General features: G+C 75.2%; 13 protein-coding genes. 10 read left to right on the plus strand and 3 right to left on the minus strand.

The features are described from left to right. Positions 1–278 precede the first annotated feature (278 nt). From ADK60_RS05895 to ADK60_RS05905, 3 genes are all read left to right on the plus strand, one after another. The gene (locus ADK60_RS05895) at positions 279–1,478 is read left to right on the plus strand and encodes a sensor histidine kinase (RefSeq protein WP_053643818.1); all 1,200 of its coding nucleotides are present in this window, start codon (positions 279–281) and stop codon (positions 1,476–1,478) included. Next, on the plus strand, positions 1,475–2,170 hold the full coding sequence (locus tag ADK60_RS05900) for a response regulator transcription factor (RefSeq protein ID WP_045942238.1): 696 nt from the start codon (positions 1,475–1,477) through the stop codon (positions 2,168–2,170). The genes ADK60_RS05895 and ADK60_RS05900 overlap by 4 nt, the downstream gene beginning before the upstream one ends. 122 nt (positions 2,171–2,292) lie before the next feature. Beyond that, positions 2,293–3,825, plus strand: coding sequence for an alpha/beta hydrolase (locus tag ADK60_RS05905; protein WP_053643820.1), 1,533 nt, complete (start codon positions 2,293–2,295; stop codon positions 3,823–3,825). Positions 3,826–3,899: 74 nt separating this feature from the next. On the opposite strand, the gene ADK60_RS05910 is transcribed toward ADK60_RS05905, so the two are convergent. Next, entirely contained in the window at positions 3,900–4,505 is a 606-nt protein-coding gene (locus ADK60_RS05910) for a TetR/AcrR family transcriptional regulator (RefSeq protein WP_053643823.1), read from the minus strand. Positions 4,506–4,578: 73 nt separating this feature from the next. On the opposite strand from ADK60_RS05910, the gene ADK60_RS05915 reads away from it, so the two are divergent. The 4 genes from ADK60_RS05915 to ADK60_RS05930 all read left to right on the plus strand — a co-directional run bounded on the left by ADK60_RS05915 (position 4,579) and on the right by ADK60_RS05930 (position 10,745). Continuing rightward, positions 4,579–5,484, plus strand: coding sequence for an alpha/beta fold hydrolase (locus ADK60_RS05915; protein ID WP_234370958.1), 906 nt, complete (start codon positions 4,579–4,581; stop codon positions 5,482–5,484). Between the two features lie 264 nt (positions 5,485–5,748). Then, the gene (locus ADK60_RS05920) at positions 5,749–8,208 is read left to right on the plus strand and encodes a penicillin acylase family protein (RefSeq protein WP_079008086.1); all 2,460 of its coding nucleotides are present in this window, start codon (positions 5,749–5,751) and stop codon (positions 8,206–8,208) included. Positions 8,209–8,547: 339 nt separating this feature from the next. Beyond that, positions 8,548–9,150 carry a carbonic anhydrase gene (locus ADK60_RS05925; RefSeq protein ID WP_045942243.1) on the plus strand — a complete coding sequence of 201 codons (603 nt, stop codon included), beginning with the start codon at positions 8,548–8,550 and terminating at the stop codon, positions 9,148–9,150. Positions 9,151–9,257: 107 nt separating this feature from the next. Further along, the gene (locus ADK60_RS05930; protein ID WP_053643825.1) at positions 9,258–10,745 is read left to right on the plus strand and encodes a SulP family inorganic anion transporter; all 1,488 of its coding nucleotides are present in this window, start codon (positions 9,258–9,260) and stop codon (positions 10,743–10,745) included. Here the strand turns inward: ADK60_RS05930 and ADK60_RS05935 are convergent, their stop codons facing one another. Then, positions 10,746–11,777 (minus strand): ArsR/SmtB family transcription factor, encoded by a 1,032-nt coding sequence (locus ADK60_RS05935; RefSeq protein WP_053643826.1) that lies wholly within the window; start codon positions 11,775–11,777, stop codon positions 10,746–10,748. Between the two features lie 312 nt (positions 11,778–12,089). Between ADK60_RS05935 and ADK60_RS05940 the strand changes: the two genes are divergently transcribed. Continuing rightward, on the plus strand, positions 12,090–13,178 hold the full coding sequence (locus ADK60_RS05940; protein ID WP_063783057.1) for an N-acetylglucosamine kinase: 1,089 nt from the start codon (positions 12,090–12,092) through the stop codon (positions 13,176–13,178). Between the two features lie 52 nt (positions 13,179–13,230). Then, entirely contained in the window at positions 13,231–14,046 is an 816-nt protein-coding gene (locus ADK60_RS05945; RefSeq protein WP_053643828.1) for a class I SAM-dependent methyltransferase, read from the plus strand. A 124-nt stretch (positions 14,047–14,170) separates the two neighbouring features. Here the strand turns inward: ADK60_RS05945 and ADK60_RS05950 are convergent, their stop codons facing one another. Then, positions 14,171–15,145, minus strand: coding sequence for an ArsR/SmtB family transcription factor (locus ADK60_RS05950; protein WP_053643830.1), 975 nt, complete (start codon positions 15,143–15,145; stop codon positions 14,171–14,173). 76 nt (positions 15,146–15,221) lie between these two features. Here ADK60_RS05950 and ADK60_RS05955 point away from each other — a divergent pair, with 76 nt between their 5' ends. Continuing rightward, positions 15,222–16,541, plus strand: a complete 1,320-nt coding sequence (locus ADK60_RS05955; protein WP_053643832.1) for an MFS transporter — start codon at positions 15,222–15,224, stop codon at positions 16,539–16,541. The last annotated feature ends 7 nt before the right edge of the window (positions 16,542–16,548 follow it).

Consider the following 16,548-nt stretch of genomic DNA (forward strand, 5'->3'; position numbering starts at 1 on the left):
AACCCGCCCCGCCACTCGGTCGGCGTCTGAGGCCCCCGCCCCGCCGCGATCCCTCTCCCCGGGACCGCGGCGGGGCGGCCCGCGTTCCGGCTGCCGCGCCCGACCGGTCAAAATGGTACGAACCGTGGTCGAACCGCATGACCGGGTACTGCATCCGCAGTACCCGCCGTACCCCGTACACCGACCGCAGCACGCCGCACACCGACCGCCGCACACCGAACGCCCGCACCGCCCGTCCCCCCCCCCGCCGAACCGTCCGGGCCCGTGGAGAACCGAGCATGACCGACACCTGGCCGCGCCGCGTCCGCCGCCGCTACCCCCGCCTGCTCGACGCGCTGCTCGTGCTCGGCGTCTTCACCGCCACCGCCGGCACCACCACCGTCGACCGCCTCGGCAACCACCTGGATCCCAACCCGCCCGCGCTCGCCCTGGCCGTCGTCTCCAGCGCCGCCGTGCTCCTCCACCGCCGCCACCCCCGCGCGCTGTTCGGGATCGCCTTCGCCTGCGCCCTGGCCATCTGCTTTGTCGCGACCCAGCTCAACGTCGGACTGGTCGCCCCGCTGATCGTCGCGCTCTACGTCCTCGCGGTCCACACCGACCGCACCACCGCGCGCATCGCCACCGCCTTCGCGGCCGTGCTGGTCACCGGTGCCACGTACGTGGCCGAGCCCGGTGCCCCGATCGGCGCCCGGATCGGCTTCATCGCCTGGATCCTGCTGCCCGGCGCCATCGGCGACTCCGTCCGCACCCGCCGCGCCCACCTGGCCGCCATCGAGGAACGCGCCGAACGGGCCGAGCGCACCCGCGAGGAGGAGGCCCGCCGCCGGGTCGCCGACGAACGCATCCGGATCGCCCGCGACCTGCACGACGTCGTCGCGCACCACATCGCGCTCGCCAACGCCCAGGCCGGGATCGCCGTCCACCTGCTCGACCGCAACCCCGCCCAGGCCCGCGAGATGCTCAGCCACCTCACCGATGCCACCGGCTCCGCGCTGCGCGAGCTCAAGGCCACCGTCGGCCTGCTGCGCCGCGCCGACGACCCGGAGGCCCCGCTCGAACCGGCTCCCGGCCTGGACCGGCTGCCCGACCTCGTCGACGCCTTCGAACGCGCCGGGCTGCCGGTGCGGCTCACCGTCGAGGGGGAACGGCAGCAGCTCTCCCCGGGCGTCGACCTCACCGCCTACCGGATCCTCCAGGAATCCCTGACCAACGTGGCCAAGCACGCCGTCGGCAGCGCCGCCGACGTCACCCTGACCTACTCCGGCGGCCGGTTCCTGCTGACCGTCGCCAACGACCGCCCGCCGAGCCCGGGCCCGCCCGCGTCCGCTCCGGTCGGCGGCGGCTTCGGCCTGATCGGCATGCGCGAGCGCGCCGCCGCCGTGGGCGGACGCCTCACCGCCGACCGCCGGCCCGGCGGCGGCTTCCTGGTCTCCGCCGAACTGCCCCTGCGCACAGCAGCCCGAGAGGAACCCGCGTGACCATCCGAGTACTGCTCGCCGACGACCAGGCCCTGCTGCGGGGTGCCTTCCGCGTCCTCATCGACGCCGAGGACGACATGGAGGTGGTCGGCGAGGCCGCCGACGGCCGGGAGGCGGTCGAACTGACCCGGGCCACCCGCCCCGACGTGGTCCTGATGGACATCCGGATGCCCGGCGTCGACGGCCTCTCCGCCACCGCCGCCATCTGCGGCGACCCCGACCTCGCCGGTACCCGGGTGCTCATCCTCACCACCTTCGAGATCGACGAGTACGTGGCCCAGGCCCTGCGCGCCGGCGCCGGCGGCTTCCTCGGCAAGGACGCCGAACCCACCGAACTGCTCGCCGCCCTGCGCCGGGTCGCCGCCGGCGAACCGCTGCTGTCGGCCGCCGCCACCCGCGCCGTCATCGACCGCCTGCTCGCCCAGCCCGAGCCGGACCGGGCCCCGGCCGCCGCCCCCGAACGCCTGGCCGCCCTGACCGCCCGGGAGCGCGAGGTGATGGCCATGGCCGCCACCGGCCTCAGCAACGAGGAGATCGCCGGCCGGATGTACGTCAGCCCCTTCACGGTGCGCACCCACATCCACCGGGCGATGGCCAAGCTCGACGCCCGCGACCGCGCCCAGCTCGTCGCCCTCGCCTACCAGACCGGCCTGGTCCGGACGCCCCGCCCGGCCTCCGGCCCGAACGACTGATCCGAGCGACTGATCCGAGCGTGATCCGAGCGACTGGTCCGAGCGACTGGTCCGAACTGCCGGTGGTCCGTACCACCCCGGGGGGATGACACCCGGCGGCGCCGTCCCTATGGTCCAGACCTATGTTGAGGAGATTACGACCCACCGGCCTGCTCGGAACCGTCGGCGCCGCGCTCGCCCTGGCCCTCGTCGGAGCGACCGCCGGCGCCGGTGCCGCCGAAGCCGTACCGAAGCAGCCGACCGCGCCCCCGGTCTGGACCGACTGCCCCGCCGACCCGTCCGGGGCCCCGGTGGACCCCCGGCTGCGCTGCACCACCCTGACGGTGCCGCTGGACTACCGGGAGCCGCGCGGGCGGACCATCGGGATCGCGGTGTCCAGACTCCCCACCGCCAAGCCGGGGCTGCGCCGCGGGATCCTGGTCCACAACGGCGGCGGCCCGGGGGTGGCGAGCCTGCACCTGCCGAGCGCCCAGGAGTCCGGCTACCCGCAGGAGGTGCTGGACCGCTACGACCTGGTGGGCTTCGACCCGCGCGGGGTCGGCCGCAGCACGCCGGTCAGCTGCGGGCGGACGGCCGCCGAGGTGCCGTACGAGCTGGTGTTCCCGTTCCCCGCGCCGGACGGCTCGATCGCCCCCAATGTGCGCTTCGCCCGCGACCTGGCGCGCGACTGCCTGGCCCGCAACGGCGACCGGATCCGCCATCTGACCACCGCCAACACGGCACGCGACCTGGACCGGATCCGGGCCGCGCTCGGCGAGCCGAGGATCTCCTACCGTGCCGCGTCCTACGGCACCTACCTGGGCGTCGTCTACGCCGAGCTGTTCCCGGGGCGGACCGACCGCTTCGTGCTGGACGGCAACGTCAGCCCCAACGTCACCTGGCAGGACCGGCTCGCCACCTGGGACCGCGCGAGCGAGCTGCGCTTCGAGGACTTCGCCCGCTGGGCGGCCGAGCGCGACGCCACCCTGCGCTTCGGCGCCACCCCGGCCGCCGTCCGCGCCAACTACCTCGCCCTGGTCGCGAAACTGGACCGGACACCGGTGACCCACCCGGTGGCCGGACCGGTCAACGGCAATCTGTGGCGCACGCTCTACCGGCTGGACTCGTACCACACCGCGCTGTTCCAGGAGATCGCCGACTGGTGGCGCTTCCTCGCCGACGACGGCGCCGGCCCGGTCCCGTACTGGTGGCTGGCCAAGGGCACCCCGGGCATTCCGGAGGACAACGACGTGGCCGCGCTCACGGCCGTGCTCTGCGGCGACACCCCGGCACCGCGCGACCTCGGCCACTACCGGCGGGCCGTCGCCGAGAGCCGGCGGCAGAACCCCGTCGTGGCCGGTATGGGCGCCAATGTCTGGCCCTGCGCGTTCTGGCCGGACCCGGTCGAGCCCGCCGTCCGGATTACCGACCGGGGCCCGGCGAACATCCTGCTCCTCCAGACCGAGCGCGACCCGGCCACCCCCCTGATCGGCGCCCTGGCCATGCGGGAGACCCTCGGCAAGCGGGCGCGCATGGTCACGGTCGACGGCGGCAACCACGGCGCCTACGACCGCTCCACCCCGTCCTGCGCGGTCACCGCCGCCGACCGGTTCCTGACCACCGGCACCCTGCCGGCCCGGGACCTCGGCTGCGCCCCGGCCGCCACCACCGGCTGACCGCAGGCGGAGCGGCCGCCTCCCAGGCGGCCGCTCCGACCGGGGCGCCGTCGGGCTCAGGGGTGCCGTCGGGCTCAGGGGCCGGTGAAGAGGCGGCCGAGGTGGTAGCGGAGGGCGGCGACCGCGTCGTCCGGCGTGCGCTGGTCGAGCAGGACGCTCAGGCCGAGGCCGGCGGAGGCGGCGAGGAGGAGGGCGGCCTCCTGGCGGGCGTCCAGGCGGGGGTCGGCGTCGCCGGACCGCTGGGCGGCTTCGAGCTGGCCGACGAGGAACCCCTCCATCTCGTCGGGTGCCGCGAGGAAGGCCCGGCCGCCGAGGGCGGGGTCGGTGACGGAGAGCACCGCGTACTCGGTGTGGAGGAGGTGGAAGACCCGGCTCTCCCGGTCGGTGGGCACGGCTTCGAGCAGGGCCGCCTCGACGATGTCGCGCGGGGTCGGTGACGGACCGGTGGCCCGCACCCGGTCGCGGACCCGCTCGCCCATGCGGGCCGTCAGGCGGTTGACCGCGGCGAGCAGCAGCTGCTCCTTGGTGTCGAAGTAGTACTGCACGAGCCGCACCGAGATGCCCGCCTCGACGGCGACGGACCGCATGGTGACGGCGTGCAGCCCGGTGTCCGCCGCCGTGCGGAGCAGCGCGTCGATGATCTGGGCCCGGCGCTCGTCATGGTCGACCAGCTTCGGCATCGGGTTCCTCTCGAACGTTTTTATGGTACAAACATACCACCAAATCCTGCAGTTCTGCGTGCCGGGAGGGGCCATGACCCGAGCGAGTGTCGGACATTTCGTCAGCGAGGAAGCCCGCGGGAAGTTCCTGGAGGCGTACGACCGCGCCATGGAGCTGTGGCCCGGCCCGCGCGAGGAACTGGACGTCGAAACCGCCTACGGCACCGTCCACGTCCACCGCTACGGGGCCCGGACCGGCGAGCCGGTCGTGCTCCTGCACGGCCACGCCGGACACGCCTCCAACTGGTACCCGCAGATCGCCGCCCTGGGCGAGAACCACCCGGTCTACGCGATCGACACCCTGGACGACCCCGGGCGCAGCGTGCAGCGCGCCGTCGCGGCCGGATCGCAGGAGAACGCGGCCTGGCTCGGCGAGGTCCTCGCCGGACTCGGGCTGGAGTGCGTCCACCTGGTCGGCCTGTCCTACGGCGGATGGCTGGCCCTCAACCAGGCCGTGCACGGGCCCGAGCGTCTCGCCTCGGTCGCACCGCTGGACCCCGGCGGGATCGAGAAGGTCCCCGCGCGGTTCTACGCGCACATGGTCGGCGGGCTGTTCGGCATGCTCGCCCCGCGCCCGCTCCGACCCGCCCTCGGGCGACTGCTCGCCAACCCGGCCCTGAGCTCACCGCCCGTGATGATCGCGCCGCTGATGCTGGCCATGCGGACCTACCGGCCGAACACCCGCCCCGCGGCGCGACCGTTCACCGACGAGGAGCTGGGCTCGATCCGGCTGCCCGTCCTCGTCCTGCTCGGACGGCGCAGCGCCCTGCTCCGGCCCCGGCAGGTGCTGGCGCGGGTCACCGCGCTGATCCCGGGCGTCCGGGCCGAGATCGTCGAGCGGGCCGGCCACGGCCTCAACCTGGAACGTCCCGAGCTGGTCAACGAACGCCTCCTGGCGTTCATCACCGGGCTTCCGGCCGGGCCGAGCCGGAGCGAGTGACGTCGCCCGGGCCGCCCGTGCTGGGGGTGGACGCACGCACCCGGTCGACGGGCCGGGGGCCGACGGGGGAGACGGGTGGCCTGGGTGCCGGACCCTGAGGACTTCTCGGCGCATCCTCCCCCGCAGGGATGGTTCGGGCCGGGAGCGGCCCCTCCCCGAGGCGTAGCCGTCTCGGTCGCGGGGCCGACGGACGACTCGTCCCGGGGAGCGATGACCGGCGGTCGGCCGGGGCGGCAGCGTGGGGCCATGACGGAGCGAAGGAAGATGAACGATCGTCAATCCCGTTCGGGGACACGACGATTGACCGGCGCCGCGCTCGCCCTGGGCCTGGCCTCGGTGCTGCTCGCCGGGCTGGTGCCCGGCTCGGCGCAGGCCGCCGGTACGGATCCCGGCGACCTCACTACGGACCTCACCGCCGGCCCCGGCGCCGACCGGGGCGGCTGGACGGCCAAGGTCCGCCGCACCGAGTTCGGCGTCCCGCACGTCCTGGCGCACGACTACGGCGGGCTCGGCTACGGCTACGGGTACGCCTTCGCCCAGGACAACGTGTGCGCGCTCGCGGACCAGGTGGTGAGCGTGCGCGGCGAGCGCTCGCGCTGGTTCGGGCCCGAGGCCGTGAACGTCGACGGGCTGCCCAACCTGGCGGGCGACACCTACCAGCAGGCCGTGGTGCGGTCGGGCACGGTGCGGCGGGTGCTGGCCGCCCCGGCGCCGCTCGGGCCGACCGGCGAGGCGCGGACGCTGGTGGAGGGCTATGTCGCGGGGTACAACCGCTATCTGCGCGACACCGGTGTGGACCGCCTGCCGGACCCGTCCTGCCGGGGGAAAGGATGGGTCGGGCCGATCACCGCCGAGGACGTCTGGGGGATCGTCCTCGACGTCGACACCCTCGCGGGCAGCCCGCGAGGGTCGGTCGGCACGGCCGTCCCGGGCGCGGGCGCGCAACCCGCCGGACCCGCTGCCGGACCCACCGCGTTCGTGGCCCCGTCCACCGCCGCGTTCGGCGGCCCGGGCCCGGCCCGCGCCGCCGACAACCCCGACCTCGGCAGCAACGCCTGGGCCGTCGGCCGGGACGCCACCCGCTCCGGCAACGGCCTGCTGCTCGCCAACCCCCACCTCCCGTGGGCCGGTTCGCTGCGGTTCTACCAGGCCCAACTGACCATCCCCGGCGTCCTGGACGTCGCCGGCGCCGGGCTGCACGGCCTGCCCGTCCTCCAGATCGGCCACACCCGGGGCCTCGCCTGGAGCCACACCACCAGCTACGCCGACCACTTCACCGCCTACCGGCTGAACCTCGTCCCCGGCGACCCGACCGCCTACGTGGTGGACGGCAGGGTCGAGCGGATGGAGCAGCAGACCCTCCCGGTCACCGTCCGGGCCGCCGACGGGACGCTGTCCACCGTCGACCGCACCGTCTACCGGTCCCGCCACGGCTTCGTCCTCGCCGAGGGCTGGACCGCCGAACACGCCTACACCCTCCGCGACGCCAACGCCGACAACCTCCGCTCGATCGACGAGTGGATGGCGGTCGGCCGGGCGCAGAACCTCGACCAGCTGCGGCAGGCCCAGCGCACCTTCCAGGGCGCGCCCTGGGTCTACACCACGGCCGTCGACTCCACCGGGACCACCTGGTTCACCGACTCCTCCGCCGTCCCGCGCGTGACCGACGAGCAGCGCGCCCGCTGCGCCGTCCCGAACCCCTTGACCGACGGCGTCCTGGACGGCTCGACGACCGCCTGCGACCTGGGCAGCGACCCGGACGCGCTGGTGCCCGGTGTCTTCGGCCCCGCCAACCACCCGGCGCTGACCCGGACCGACTACGTCGCCAACGCCAACAACGGCCCCTACCTGACCAACGCGGACGCCCCGATGGCGGACCTGCCCGCCGTGTACAACAACGGCCGGCAGCTGGCCCAGCGGCCGCAGCTGAGCCTGCGCATGATCGCCGACCGGCGGGCCGGCACCGACGGTCTCGGCGCGCCCGGCTTCACCCTCGCCTCGCTCCAGGCCGCCATGCTCGGCAACCGGGTGCAGAGCGCCGAGCTCGACCGGGACGACGCGGTCGCCCTGTGCCGCGCCCACCCCGTGCTGACGGCCGGGGACGGCACCCGGGTCGACGTCCGGGCCGCCTGCGGCGTGCTCGCGGCCTGGGACACCAGGGCGGACGCCGACAGTCCCGGCACGGTGCTCTGGCAGGCGTTCCGCGGGCGGCTCTCCACGGCCCCGAGCAGGGCCTGGCAGACCGTCCCGTACGACCCGGCCCAGCCGCTCACCACCCCGCGCGGCATCGACCCCGGCCACCCCGACGCGCAGCGCGCCCTCGCCGAGGCGGTGCGCGACCTGGCGGCCCGCGGCCTGCCGGTGGACGCCCCGATCGGCCGGGTGCAGCGCTGGGCGGGCATCCCGCTGCACGGCTGCCCGGGGCAGCTGGGCTGCTTCAACGCGCTGTCGGCCGCCCCGGACTCGGGCGCGGGCGGCGGTACCTACCCGAGCGACGTCCGGAGCGTCCCGCACGGCGGGACCTTCCTGATGGCCACCGAGCTGACCGACCGGGGCCCGCGCACCCGGACCCTGCTGACCTACGGGGAGTCGGCCGACCCGACCTCGCCGCACTACACCGACCAGACCCGCCGCTACGCCCGCAAGCAGTGGGTGACCGAACGGTTCACCGAGGCCGAGATCCGCTCCGCCCCGGGCCTCACCGTCACCACGCTGCGGCGCTGACCGACCGTCACCTCGGCCTCGGGCGCTCCTCCCGGGCCGCCGCCGTTCACCCGGACGGCGGCGGCCCGGGAGGGTGCGCAGAGGGCGCGCCGTGACAGGAGGGGCGCGCGGCGGATGCTGTGCGCCGACTGCCGACCGGACTGCTCCGTACCGGTTGACCTGCGAGTTCAGTAGCGGAAGGCGATATTTCGTTCGAGGCAACAGGATGTTAACCGGATCGGCACACTCTGCGCCCAGAACGCACTTTTGCTTATCCCATACCCGTGTTTTACTTCCTCTTGACGCAACGTCAGGTGAGCAGGGCAGCACCTGGCGTCACCGAAGGAGGAAGCCACTCCCATGGAACCGCTCATCGACCGGGCCCGGGCGTTCCCGCAGCGGGTCGGGGACACCGGCCGCGAACTCACCGGCCTCGCCGCCGGCCAGAGCCCGCAGGCCCTGTTCATCACCTGCTCCGACTCCCGCGTGGTCCCGGCCCTGATCACCAACGCCGACCCCGGCGACCTCTTCGAGCTCCGCACCGCGGGCAACATCGTCCCCGTCTACCGGGCCGACGGCGCCTCGGGGGAGACCGCCACCGTCGAGTACGCCGTCGAGGTGCTGGGCGTGCGCGACATCGTCGTCTGCGGCCACTCGCACTGCGGCGCCGTCGGCGCCGTGGTCCGCGGCGAGGACCTCAGCGTGGTGCCCGCCGTCCGCTCCTGGCTGCGCCACGCCGACCGGGCCGTGCTCCGCGCGGACGAGGCCGAGGTCTTCGATCCGACCGTCGCCGGCCCCGTGCAGCGGCACGTCCTCGCCCAGCTCGACCGGTTGCGCGGCTATCCCGCCGTCGCCCGGCGGCTGGACGAGGGGCGGATCCGGCTGCGCGGCTGGTTCTACGAGATCCACACCGGCCTGGTGCTCGAACACCGGGCCGACACCGGTCTGTTCCTGCCGCTGTGAGCCCCGCACCGCACGGGCCGCCGCACGACCCGCGGCCGCACGCCCCACCGCCCTCCGGGCCGTTGGCTCATGACCACCGTCCGAACCGCCACTCTCCCGAGGACCCGATGACTCGTCGTCCCGCCCTTCGGCTGAGCACTCTGCGCTCCGACCTCCCCGCCTCCCTCGTCGTCTTCCTGGTGGCGCTCCCGCTCTGCGTGGGCGTCGCCGTCGCCTCCGGCGTTCCGGCCGAACTCGGCCTGGTCACCGGCATCGTCGGCGGCCTGGTGACCGGGCTGATGCCCGGCAGCAGCCTCCAGGTGTCCGGCCCCGCCGCGGGGCTGACCGTCCTCGTCCTCGCCGCCGTCCAGGAGCACGGCCTCGCCACCCTCGGCGTGATCACCGCCGCGGCCGGTCTGCTCCAGCTCGCCATGGGTGCCGCCCGCCTCGGCCGGCTCTTCCGGGCGATCTCCGTCTCGGTCGTCCAGGGCATGCTGGCCGGCATCGGCCTGATCCTGATCGCCGGTCAGCTCTACGCGCTGGCCGACATCAAGGGCCCCACCGGCGGCCCCGCCAAACTCGCCGGACTCCCCGGCCTCGCCGCCGACATCGCCGGGGACGGGCGCGCGCTCGCCGCCGCCGCGATCGGCGCCGGGACGATCGCGGTCCTGCTGCTCTGGCCCCGGCTGCCCGCCCGGGTCCGGGTGGTCCCCGCGCCGCTCGCCGCCGTCGCCGGCGCGACGGCCGTCACCGCCCTGTTCGACCTGCCCGTCGCCCGGGTCGAGGTGGCCGGCCTCGCCGGTGTCGTCGACCTGCCCGCCGTCGGCGACCTCGCGGCACTCGGCAGCCTCGGCGTGCTCGGCACGGCCTTCGCCTTCGCGCTGATCGCCTCCGCCGAGAGCCTGTTCAGCGCCGCCGCCGTCGACCGCCTGCACCACGGCCCGCGCACCGACTACGACCGCGAACTGCTCGCCCAGGGCGTCGGCAACACCGTCTGCGGCCTGCTGGGCGCCCTGCCCATGACCGCCGTGATCGTCCGCAGCGCGGCCAACGTCCAGGCCGGCGCCCGGACCAAGGCCTCCCGGGTGCTCCACGGCGTCTGGCTGCTGCTCTTCGCCGCGCTGGTCCCGGCCGCCCTCTCGGCCATCCCGCTCGCCGCCCTGGCCGGTGTCCTGGTCCACGCCGGCGCCAAGCTCGTCCCGCTGCGCACCCTGCGGCCGCTCTGGCGGGCCGACCGGGGCGAGGCCGCGATCCTCGCCGTCACCGCGACCGCCATCGTGCTGACCAACCTGCTCGAAGGCGTCCTGCTCGGCCTCCTCCTCGCCGTGCTCAAGAGCGCCTGGGACACCTCCCACCTCCAGGTCGCCGTCACCGAACTGCCGGACGGCGCGGTCCGGGTGACCCTCCACGGCAGCGCCACCTTCCTCCGGCTGCCCCGTCTGCTGGAGACCCTCGAATCCCTGGAGGGCCTGCCGGCGGACCGCCCGGTCCGCCTCGACCTCGCCGGCGTGCGGCACCTCGACCACGCCTGCCGCAGCGCCCTGGAGCAGTGGCAGGAGCGCCACAACCGCAGCGGCTCCGCCGAACTCCTCGGCCTCCCCGCCGCGGCCGCCTGATCAGCCCTCCTGGCGCAGCGCCTCGGCCCTGGCGGTCTGCTGGTAGAGGGCCCGGTGCCCGGACCGGGTCCTCACCAGCAGACCCGCGCGGTGCAGGACGCCGAGGTGGTAGGAGACGGTGCTGGCCGCCAGCCAGTGCCGTTCGGCGAGTTCGGTGGTGCTCCGGGGGACGTCCAGGTCGGCCAGGAGCCGGGCCCGGGTGGCCCCGATCAGGTCACCGGCGGGCGAGGCCGTCGCCGGCTCCGGACCGGGCTCGGGGCCGGGGCCCGGGAACGCCGGGTAGAGGATCATCGGCCGCAACTGCCGGGCGCCGGGCAGCGGGTCGACCGAGACGTGCAAGTCGGAGCTGAAGACCGTCGGCGTGAGGTACAGCGCCTTCGCGGGGAGCTTCGCCCGGGCGTCGACGAGCAGCTGTACACCCTTGTCGTCGTACAGCACGCGCGGGTGCAGCCCGGTGAGCACGCTCGCCAGGCCCTGCCGGGCGGCGAGCTGGGCGCGCCGCGCGATGTCCGCGTCGATCCGGGCGCGCAGCGCCGGCCAGTGCGGTCCGACGGCGGCCTGCCAGAGCTGGTGGAGCTCGGCCGCGACCAGCTCGGCGAACTCCGCCTCCCCCCGGTCGAGTGCCCGCAGCAGGGCGCGCGGCGCGCGGCCGCCGGCGATGCCGATCCCCGCGTCACCCGCGAGCATCGTCCGGATCTCCTGCGCCAGCCGCTCCGGCGCGACCGTGGCGACCGCGTGCAGTTCCCGTTCGAGCGACTCCTCGTGCTGCTCCGGCTGCGGATTGAGGAAGTCCGGGATGTACGTCCACGCCCCGGTGAAGAAGGACTCCAGCAGTGCCAGCCGCCGCTCGCGCACCGCCTCCCGGATCAGCGCGCCCGGTCCGCGTCCACCGGCACCGCGTACACCGGCACTGCGCCCGCCTGCTCCGGTTGGCGAACGGATCAGCCACAGGCCGTCGGTGACGTTGTGCAGCGGCGAGATCACGAACCGGGTGTTCGCCAGTGCCGGGGCGTCCAACTCGATCCGGAGCACCGCATCCCCCTCCGCGTCTGTGTCTGCGTTCGAACCTCATCGAATCATTCGACCCGGGCACCCGGCGGGCGATTCCATGGTTCCGGGCCGGACGAAAGCGCACCGGCCGAATCCGAACCGGCGGGATCCGAACCACCGTGACAGCGAAGGAGATCGACGTGATCAGGAAGGGGGCGATCGCTGCCGGGGCGCTCGGTTGCGCTCGGTAGCCACTGTGCCGGGGTTCTCCGGCCGGGCGCGCACCCGGTCGGCCGTCCTCCACCGGGGGCACCATGGGGAGGACGGGTCGTGGGCGCGGCGGGTGGAGGCGGAGTGGAGCAGGCGGCGGGGGAGTGCTGGGTGGTCGGGGTGGACGTCGGCGGCTCCGGCGTCCGGGTCGGGGCGGCGCCCGCAGGCCGGCCGGTCGGTCCCACGGGGGTGCGGACGGTCGGGTCGGCGACCGCCGCGCGGGTGTCCGCCTCGGCCGGCGGACAGGACGCACGGGCGCTGCTCGACGGGCTGCTGCCCGCGCTCGACACCCTGGTCGCGGGCCTGCCCGACGGGGCCCGGATCGGCGCGGTCGCCGTGGGTGCCACCGGGATGGCCCTGCTCGGTCGCGACCTGGCGGCCCGGCTGCCGGGCCCGCTCGCCCGGGCCACCGGGGCCCGGCGGCTGGTGCTCGCGGGGGACGCGGTCACGGCCTACGTGGGCGCGTTGGGCACCGCCGCCGGGGTGGTGGTGGCCGGGGGGACGGGGCTGGTCGCGATCGGCCACCGCCCGGGCGGAGGCTGGTGCCGTGCCGACGGCTGGGGCCAGTTGCTCGGGGACTGCGGCGGCGGCGCCTGGCTCGGCCGGGCCGGGCTGGAGGCTGCGCTGCGGGAGCAGGACGGACGCAACGGGGGTTCGCCCGTCCTGCTCGCGGCGGCCGAGCGGCACTACGGCCCGGTGACCGGCCTCCCGGCGGCCCTCCAGCCGCGTCCGGACCGGGCGGCGCTGCTCGCGGAGTTCGCCCCGGCGGTGGTCGCGGCCGCCGGGGAGGGCTGTCCGGTCGCCGCGGGCCTGCTCCGCCGCGCCGGCGAGGAGATCGCCGCCACCGCCACCGCCGCCGCCACGGCCGCCGGTCAGGCCGAGCCCCGGCTCGCCCTGACCGGCGGCCTGTTCCGCTTCGAACCGCTGCGCCGGGCGACCCTGGACGCGCTCGCGGTCCGCCTCCCCGCCGCCCGTCCCGGCCCCCCGGACGGCCCGCCCCTGCTCGGAGCCCTCCGCCTGGCCGCTGCCGCCGTCACCCCGTCCGCAGTGAGCACCGCCGCCGTCACCCCGTCCGCAGTGAGCACCGCCGTGCCGGAGTTCCCCTGGCCGCTGGACCCACCCCTCCTCGCCGTCCTGGACCTCCCCGACCTGCCTGCCGACGACGGTCGGTGAGGGCCGGGAAAACCGTTTGAGCGGTACTCCCGGCTCTGGCAGCGTGGTTGGTATGGAGAAGACCCCTGCCCCCGAAGACTGGCTGGCGACGAACCGCGCCAACTGGGACGGCCGCGTCCCGGTGCACACGGCCAGCGATTTCTACGACCTCCCCGGCTTCGTGTCCGGCGACGAGGCACTACGCGGTTTCGAGCTGGCCGAGGTCGGTGACGTCAGCGGCAAGTCCCTGCTCCATCTCCAGTGCCACATCGGCCTGGACACCCTGTCCTGGTCCCGCCACGGCGCCACCGTGACCGGTCTGGACTTCTCCGCGCCGGCGGTGGAGGCCGCCACCGAACTGGCCGGGAAGATCGGCGCGGACACCGCCCGCTTCGTCGTCTCCGACGTGTACGAGGCGGTGGAGGCGCTCGACGGGCAGACCTTCGACATCGTCTACACCGGCCTCGGCGCCCTGTGCTGGCTCCCGGACATCGAGCGCTGGGCCCGCACCGCGGCGTCCCTGGTCGCCCCGGGCGGCTTCCTCTACCTGGCGGAGTTCCACCCCTTCGGCGACACCCTGGGCGACGACGGCCGGACGGTGGAGTACGACTACTTCGACCGCAACGCCACGGTCTGGGACGACCCCAGCACCTACACCGACGGCGAGGTGACGTCCCTGGCCACCAGGACCGTCGAGTGGCAGCACGGGATCGGCGACGTCCTCAGCGCCCTGGTGGCCGAGGGCCTGCGGGTCGAGTTCCTGCACGAGCACGACTTCACGCTGTTCCCGCGCTTCCCGGTCCTGGAGCGCGACCGGGGCTTCCGCTTCCCGGCCGGTCAGCCCCGCGTCCCGCTGATGTACTCGATCCGCGCGAGCAAGCCCGCCTGACGCTCCGGCCGAGCGTCACGGCCGCGCCGAGCCGGCCCGGCACGGCCCTGCACCCGGTACGGCCCTGCTACGTCCGGCGCGGCCCTACTACGGTCCGGCACAGTCCTGCTCACCCGGCACAGCCCTACGTCCGGGTGAGCAGGGCGGTGCCCAGGTCGGTCACGGTGTAGTGGACCTCGCGGCGGTAGCGGTGCCCGGTGACCAGACCGGCGTCGCGCAGGACGGCGAGGTGCTGGGAGACCGCGCCCAGGCTGAGGCCGGTGCGGGCGGCGAGCTGGGTGGTGGTGGCCGGGGAGCCGGTGCAGGCGAGCAGCCGGGCACGGCTGCGGCCGAGCAGCCGGGCGAGCGCGTCGTCCGTGTTCTCCCGGCGCTCCCAGAGCAGGCCGAGGGCGCGGGCCGGGTAGACCAGGGCGGGCGGCGTTCCCCGGCGGCCGGTCAGCACCCGGCAGCGGTCGGCGAAGGCGCTCGGGGTGAGGGTGAGTCCGGTGCCGCCGAGGTCCTCGCCGTCCGCCGGCAGGTCGGGCGAGCGCAGCCGGTCCCCGGCCCGGTGCAGGGCGGGGTGGAGCGAGGACAGCACCTCGTGGATGCCGTCCTCGGCGAGCAGGCGTGTCCGGTGGGCGATGTCCGCCTCCAGAACGGCGCGGATCCGTGGCCAGTGCGGCCGGACCGCCGCCTCCCACCAGGAGTGCAGGGCCTCGGCGAGTTCGGGCAGGACGCGCTCCGGGTCCTCTGCCAGCCGTCGTTCGAAGCCGGTCGGCGCGGGCCGCGGCGCAGCGGCGAGCGTCTCCCGGATCTGCGCGGGAGGCGTGGCCAGCAGGGCGGACAGCTCCTCCTCGATCTCGGCCAGCGGGCAGCGCGGAGCCGGCAGCAGCGGGCCCGCCACCAGGTCGAACCGGTCGGCGAGCGCCGTCAGCGGTGCGGTCCGCCCGGCGAGGACACCGTCCTGGCGCAGCGCCGGGGCCCGGCGGATCCAGGGCAGGTGCACCACGTGCCGGCCGGGATCGGCGGTGGCGCGTGCGGCGGCCGCGGTCTCCCAGAGCGGGGAGATCGCAAACCTGAGATTGCCCAGGTCGTGCGCCCCGAACCGCAGCTCGCCCATCCCCACCCCCGGTCGACGTTTTCGCCCAGACTAAAACACTGGCCGCGCGGTGATCATGCTCAGGATGCTGGCGGGCATGACTCCTCCTACCACCGGCCTGTTCCGGCATGCCGACTTCCGACGGTTCTGGGCCGCCGACACGGTCAGTCAGGCGGGCGCGGCCGTTACCCTGGTCGCGCTTCCGCTGGTGGCGGTCGGCACGCTGGACGCCACCCCGTTCGAGGCGGGCCTGCTGGTCGCCTTCGAGTACCTGGCCTTCCTGCTGATCGGACTGCCCGCGGGCGCCTGGGTGGACCAGGTGCGGCAGCGGCCGGTGATGATCGCCGCGGACGTCGTCCGGGCCGTGCTGCTGTTCTCCGTCCCGGTCGCCTCCTGGCTGGGCGCGCTGACCCTGCCCCAGCTGTACGCGGTGGCGTTCGGGATGTCCGTCGGCACCGCGTTCTTCGACGTGGCGCACGGCAGCTACCTGCCGCACCTGGTGCCGGACGAGCAGCTGGTGGCGGCGAACGTCCGGATCGAGGCGGGCCGGAGCACCGTCCAGGTCGGCGGGCCGGGCGCGGGCGGGGCGCTGGTCGGTGCGCTGACCGCGCCGGTCGCGCTGGCGGTGGACGTGCTGAGCTTCGGCCTCTCCGCGCTGCTGCTGGGCCGGATCCGGCGGTCCGAGGCCCGGCCGACGGCCCGGCAGACGGCCCGGCAGACGGCCCGGCAGACGGCCCGGCCGGGGGCGGCGCTGCGGACGGAGATCGCCGAGGGCCTGCGCTTCGTCCTCGGCGACCGGCTGCTGCGGGCGGTCACCCTCACCGCGGCCGTCTCCAACCTGTGCGGCACGATCGGCGCCTCGATGCTGATGGTGCTGCTGGCCGGCGAGCTGCACCTGTCGCCGTTCCTGTGCGGGCTGGTGTTCACCGCGGAGGCCGTCGGCGGCCTGGTCGGCAGCCTGCTCACGGTGCGGTTCACCGCCCGGCTCGGTCAGGGGCCGGCGATGTGCGCGGCGGTCGCCGGCAGCGCCGTGCTCTGGCTGCTGGCGGTGCCGCTGTTCCGGGCCGACGGCCGCTTCGCACTGGCCGTCCTGCTCCAGGCCCTGGGCTGGGTGCTCTTCATGACCTTCAGGATCACCTCGGTCGCGTTCCGGCAGCGGCTCTGCCCGAAGCCGCTGCTGGGCCGGATGACGGCGACCGTGCGCTTCCTGGTCTGGGGCGTGATGCCGATCGGCGCGCTGATCGGCGGCGTGCTGGGGCAGGGCCTCGGCGTCCGGCAGGCGCTCTGGGCCGGCGCCCTGGGCGAGCTGCTGGCCGTCCTGCCGGTGCTCTGCTCACCGCTGCGCCGGATGCGCGAACTGCCGGACGCTCCGGCCGAACCCGCACCCCGGCCGCTGACGGGCGCGGCCGCCGGGTGACCCCCTG

The organism is Streptomyces sp. XY431 (assembly GCF_001279805.1).
Taxonomy (GTDB): domain Bacteria; phylum Actinomycetota; class Actinomycetes; order Streptomycetales; family Streptomycetaceae; genus Kitasatospora; species Kitasatospora purpeofusca.

What these genes read in the sequence shown, in the direction of transcription:
- ADK60_RS05945 (WP_053643828.1), top strand. Translation starts at nt 13,231, where the DNA reads ATGGAGAAGACCCCTGCCCCCGAAGACTGGCTGGCGACGAACCGCGCC.
- ADK60_RS05910 (WP_053643823.1), bottom strand. Translation starts at nt 4,505, where the DNA reads ATGCCGAAGCTGGTCGACCATGACGAGCGCCGGGCCCAGATCATCGAC.
- ADK60_RS05955 (WP_053643832.1), top strand. Translation starts at nt 15,222, where the DNA reads ATGACTCCTCCTACCACCGGCCTGTTCCGGCATGCCGACTTCCGACGG.
- ADK60_RS05915 (WP_234370958.1), top strand. Translation starts at nt 4,579, where the DNA reads ATGACCCGAGCGAGTGTCGGACATTTCGTCAGCGAGGAAGCCCGCGGG.
- ADK60_RS05930 (WP_053643825.1), top strand. Translation starts at nt 9,258, where the DNA reads ATGACTCGTCGTCCCGCCCTTCGGCTGAGCACTCTGCGCTCCGACCTC.
- ADK60_RS05905 (WP_053643820.1), top strand. Translation starts at nt 2,293, where the DNA reads ATGTTGAGGAGATTACGACCCACCGGCCTGCTCGGAACCGTCGGCGCC.
- ADK60_RS05895 (WP_053643818.1), top strand. Translation starts at nt 279, where the DNA reads ATGACCGACACCTGGCCGCGCCGCGTCCGCCGCCGCTACCCCCGCCTG.
- ADK60_RS05950 (WP_053643830.1), bottom strand. Translation starts at nt 15,145, where the DNA reads ATGGGCGAGCTGCGGTTCGGGGCGCACGACCTGGGCAATCTCAGGTTT.
- ADK60_RS05925 (WP_045942243.1), top strand. Translation starts at nt 8,548, where the DNA reads ATGGAACCGCTCATCGACCGGGCCCGGGCGTTCCCGCAGCGGGTCGGG.
- ADK60_RS05920 (WP_079008086.1), top strand. Translation starts at nt 5,749, where the DNA reads ATGAACGATCGTCAATCCCGTTCGGGGACACGACGATTGACCGGCGCC.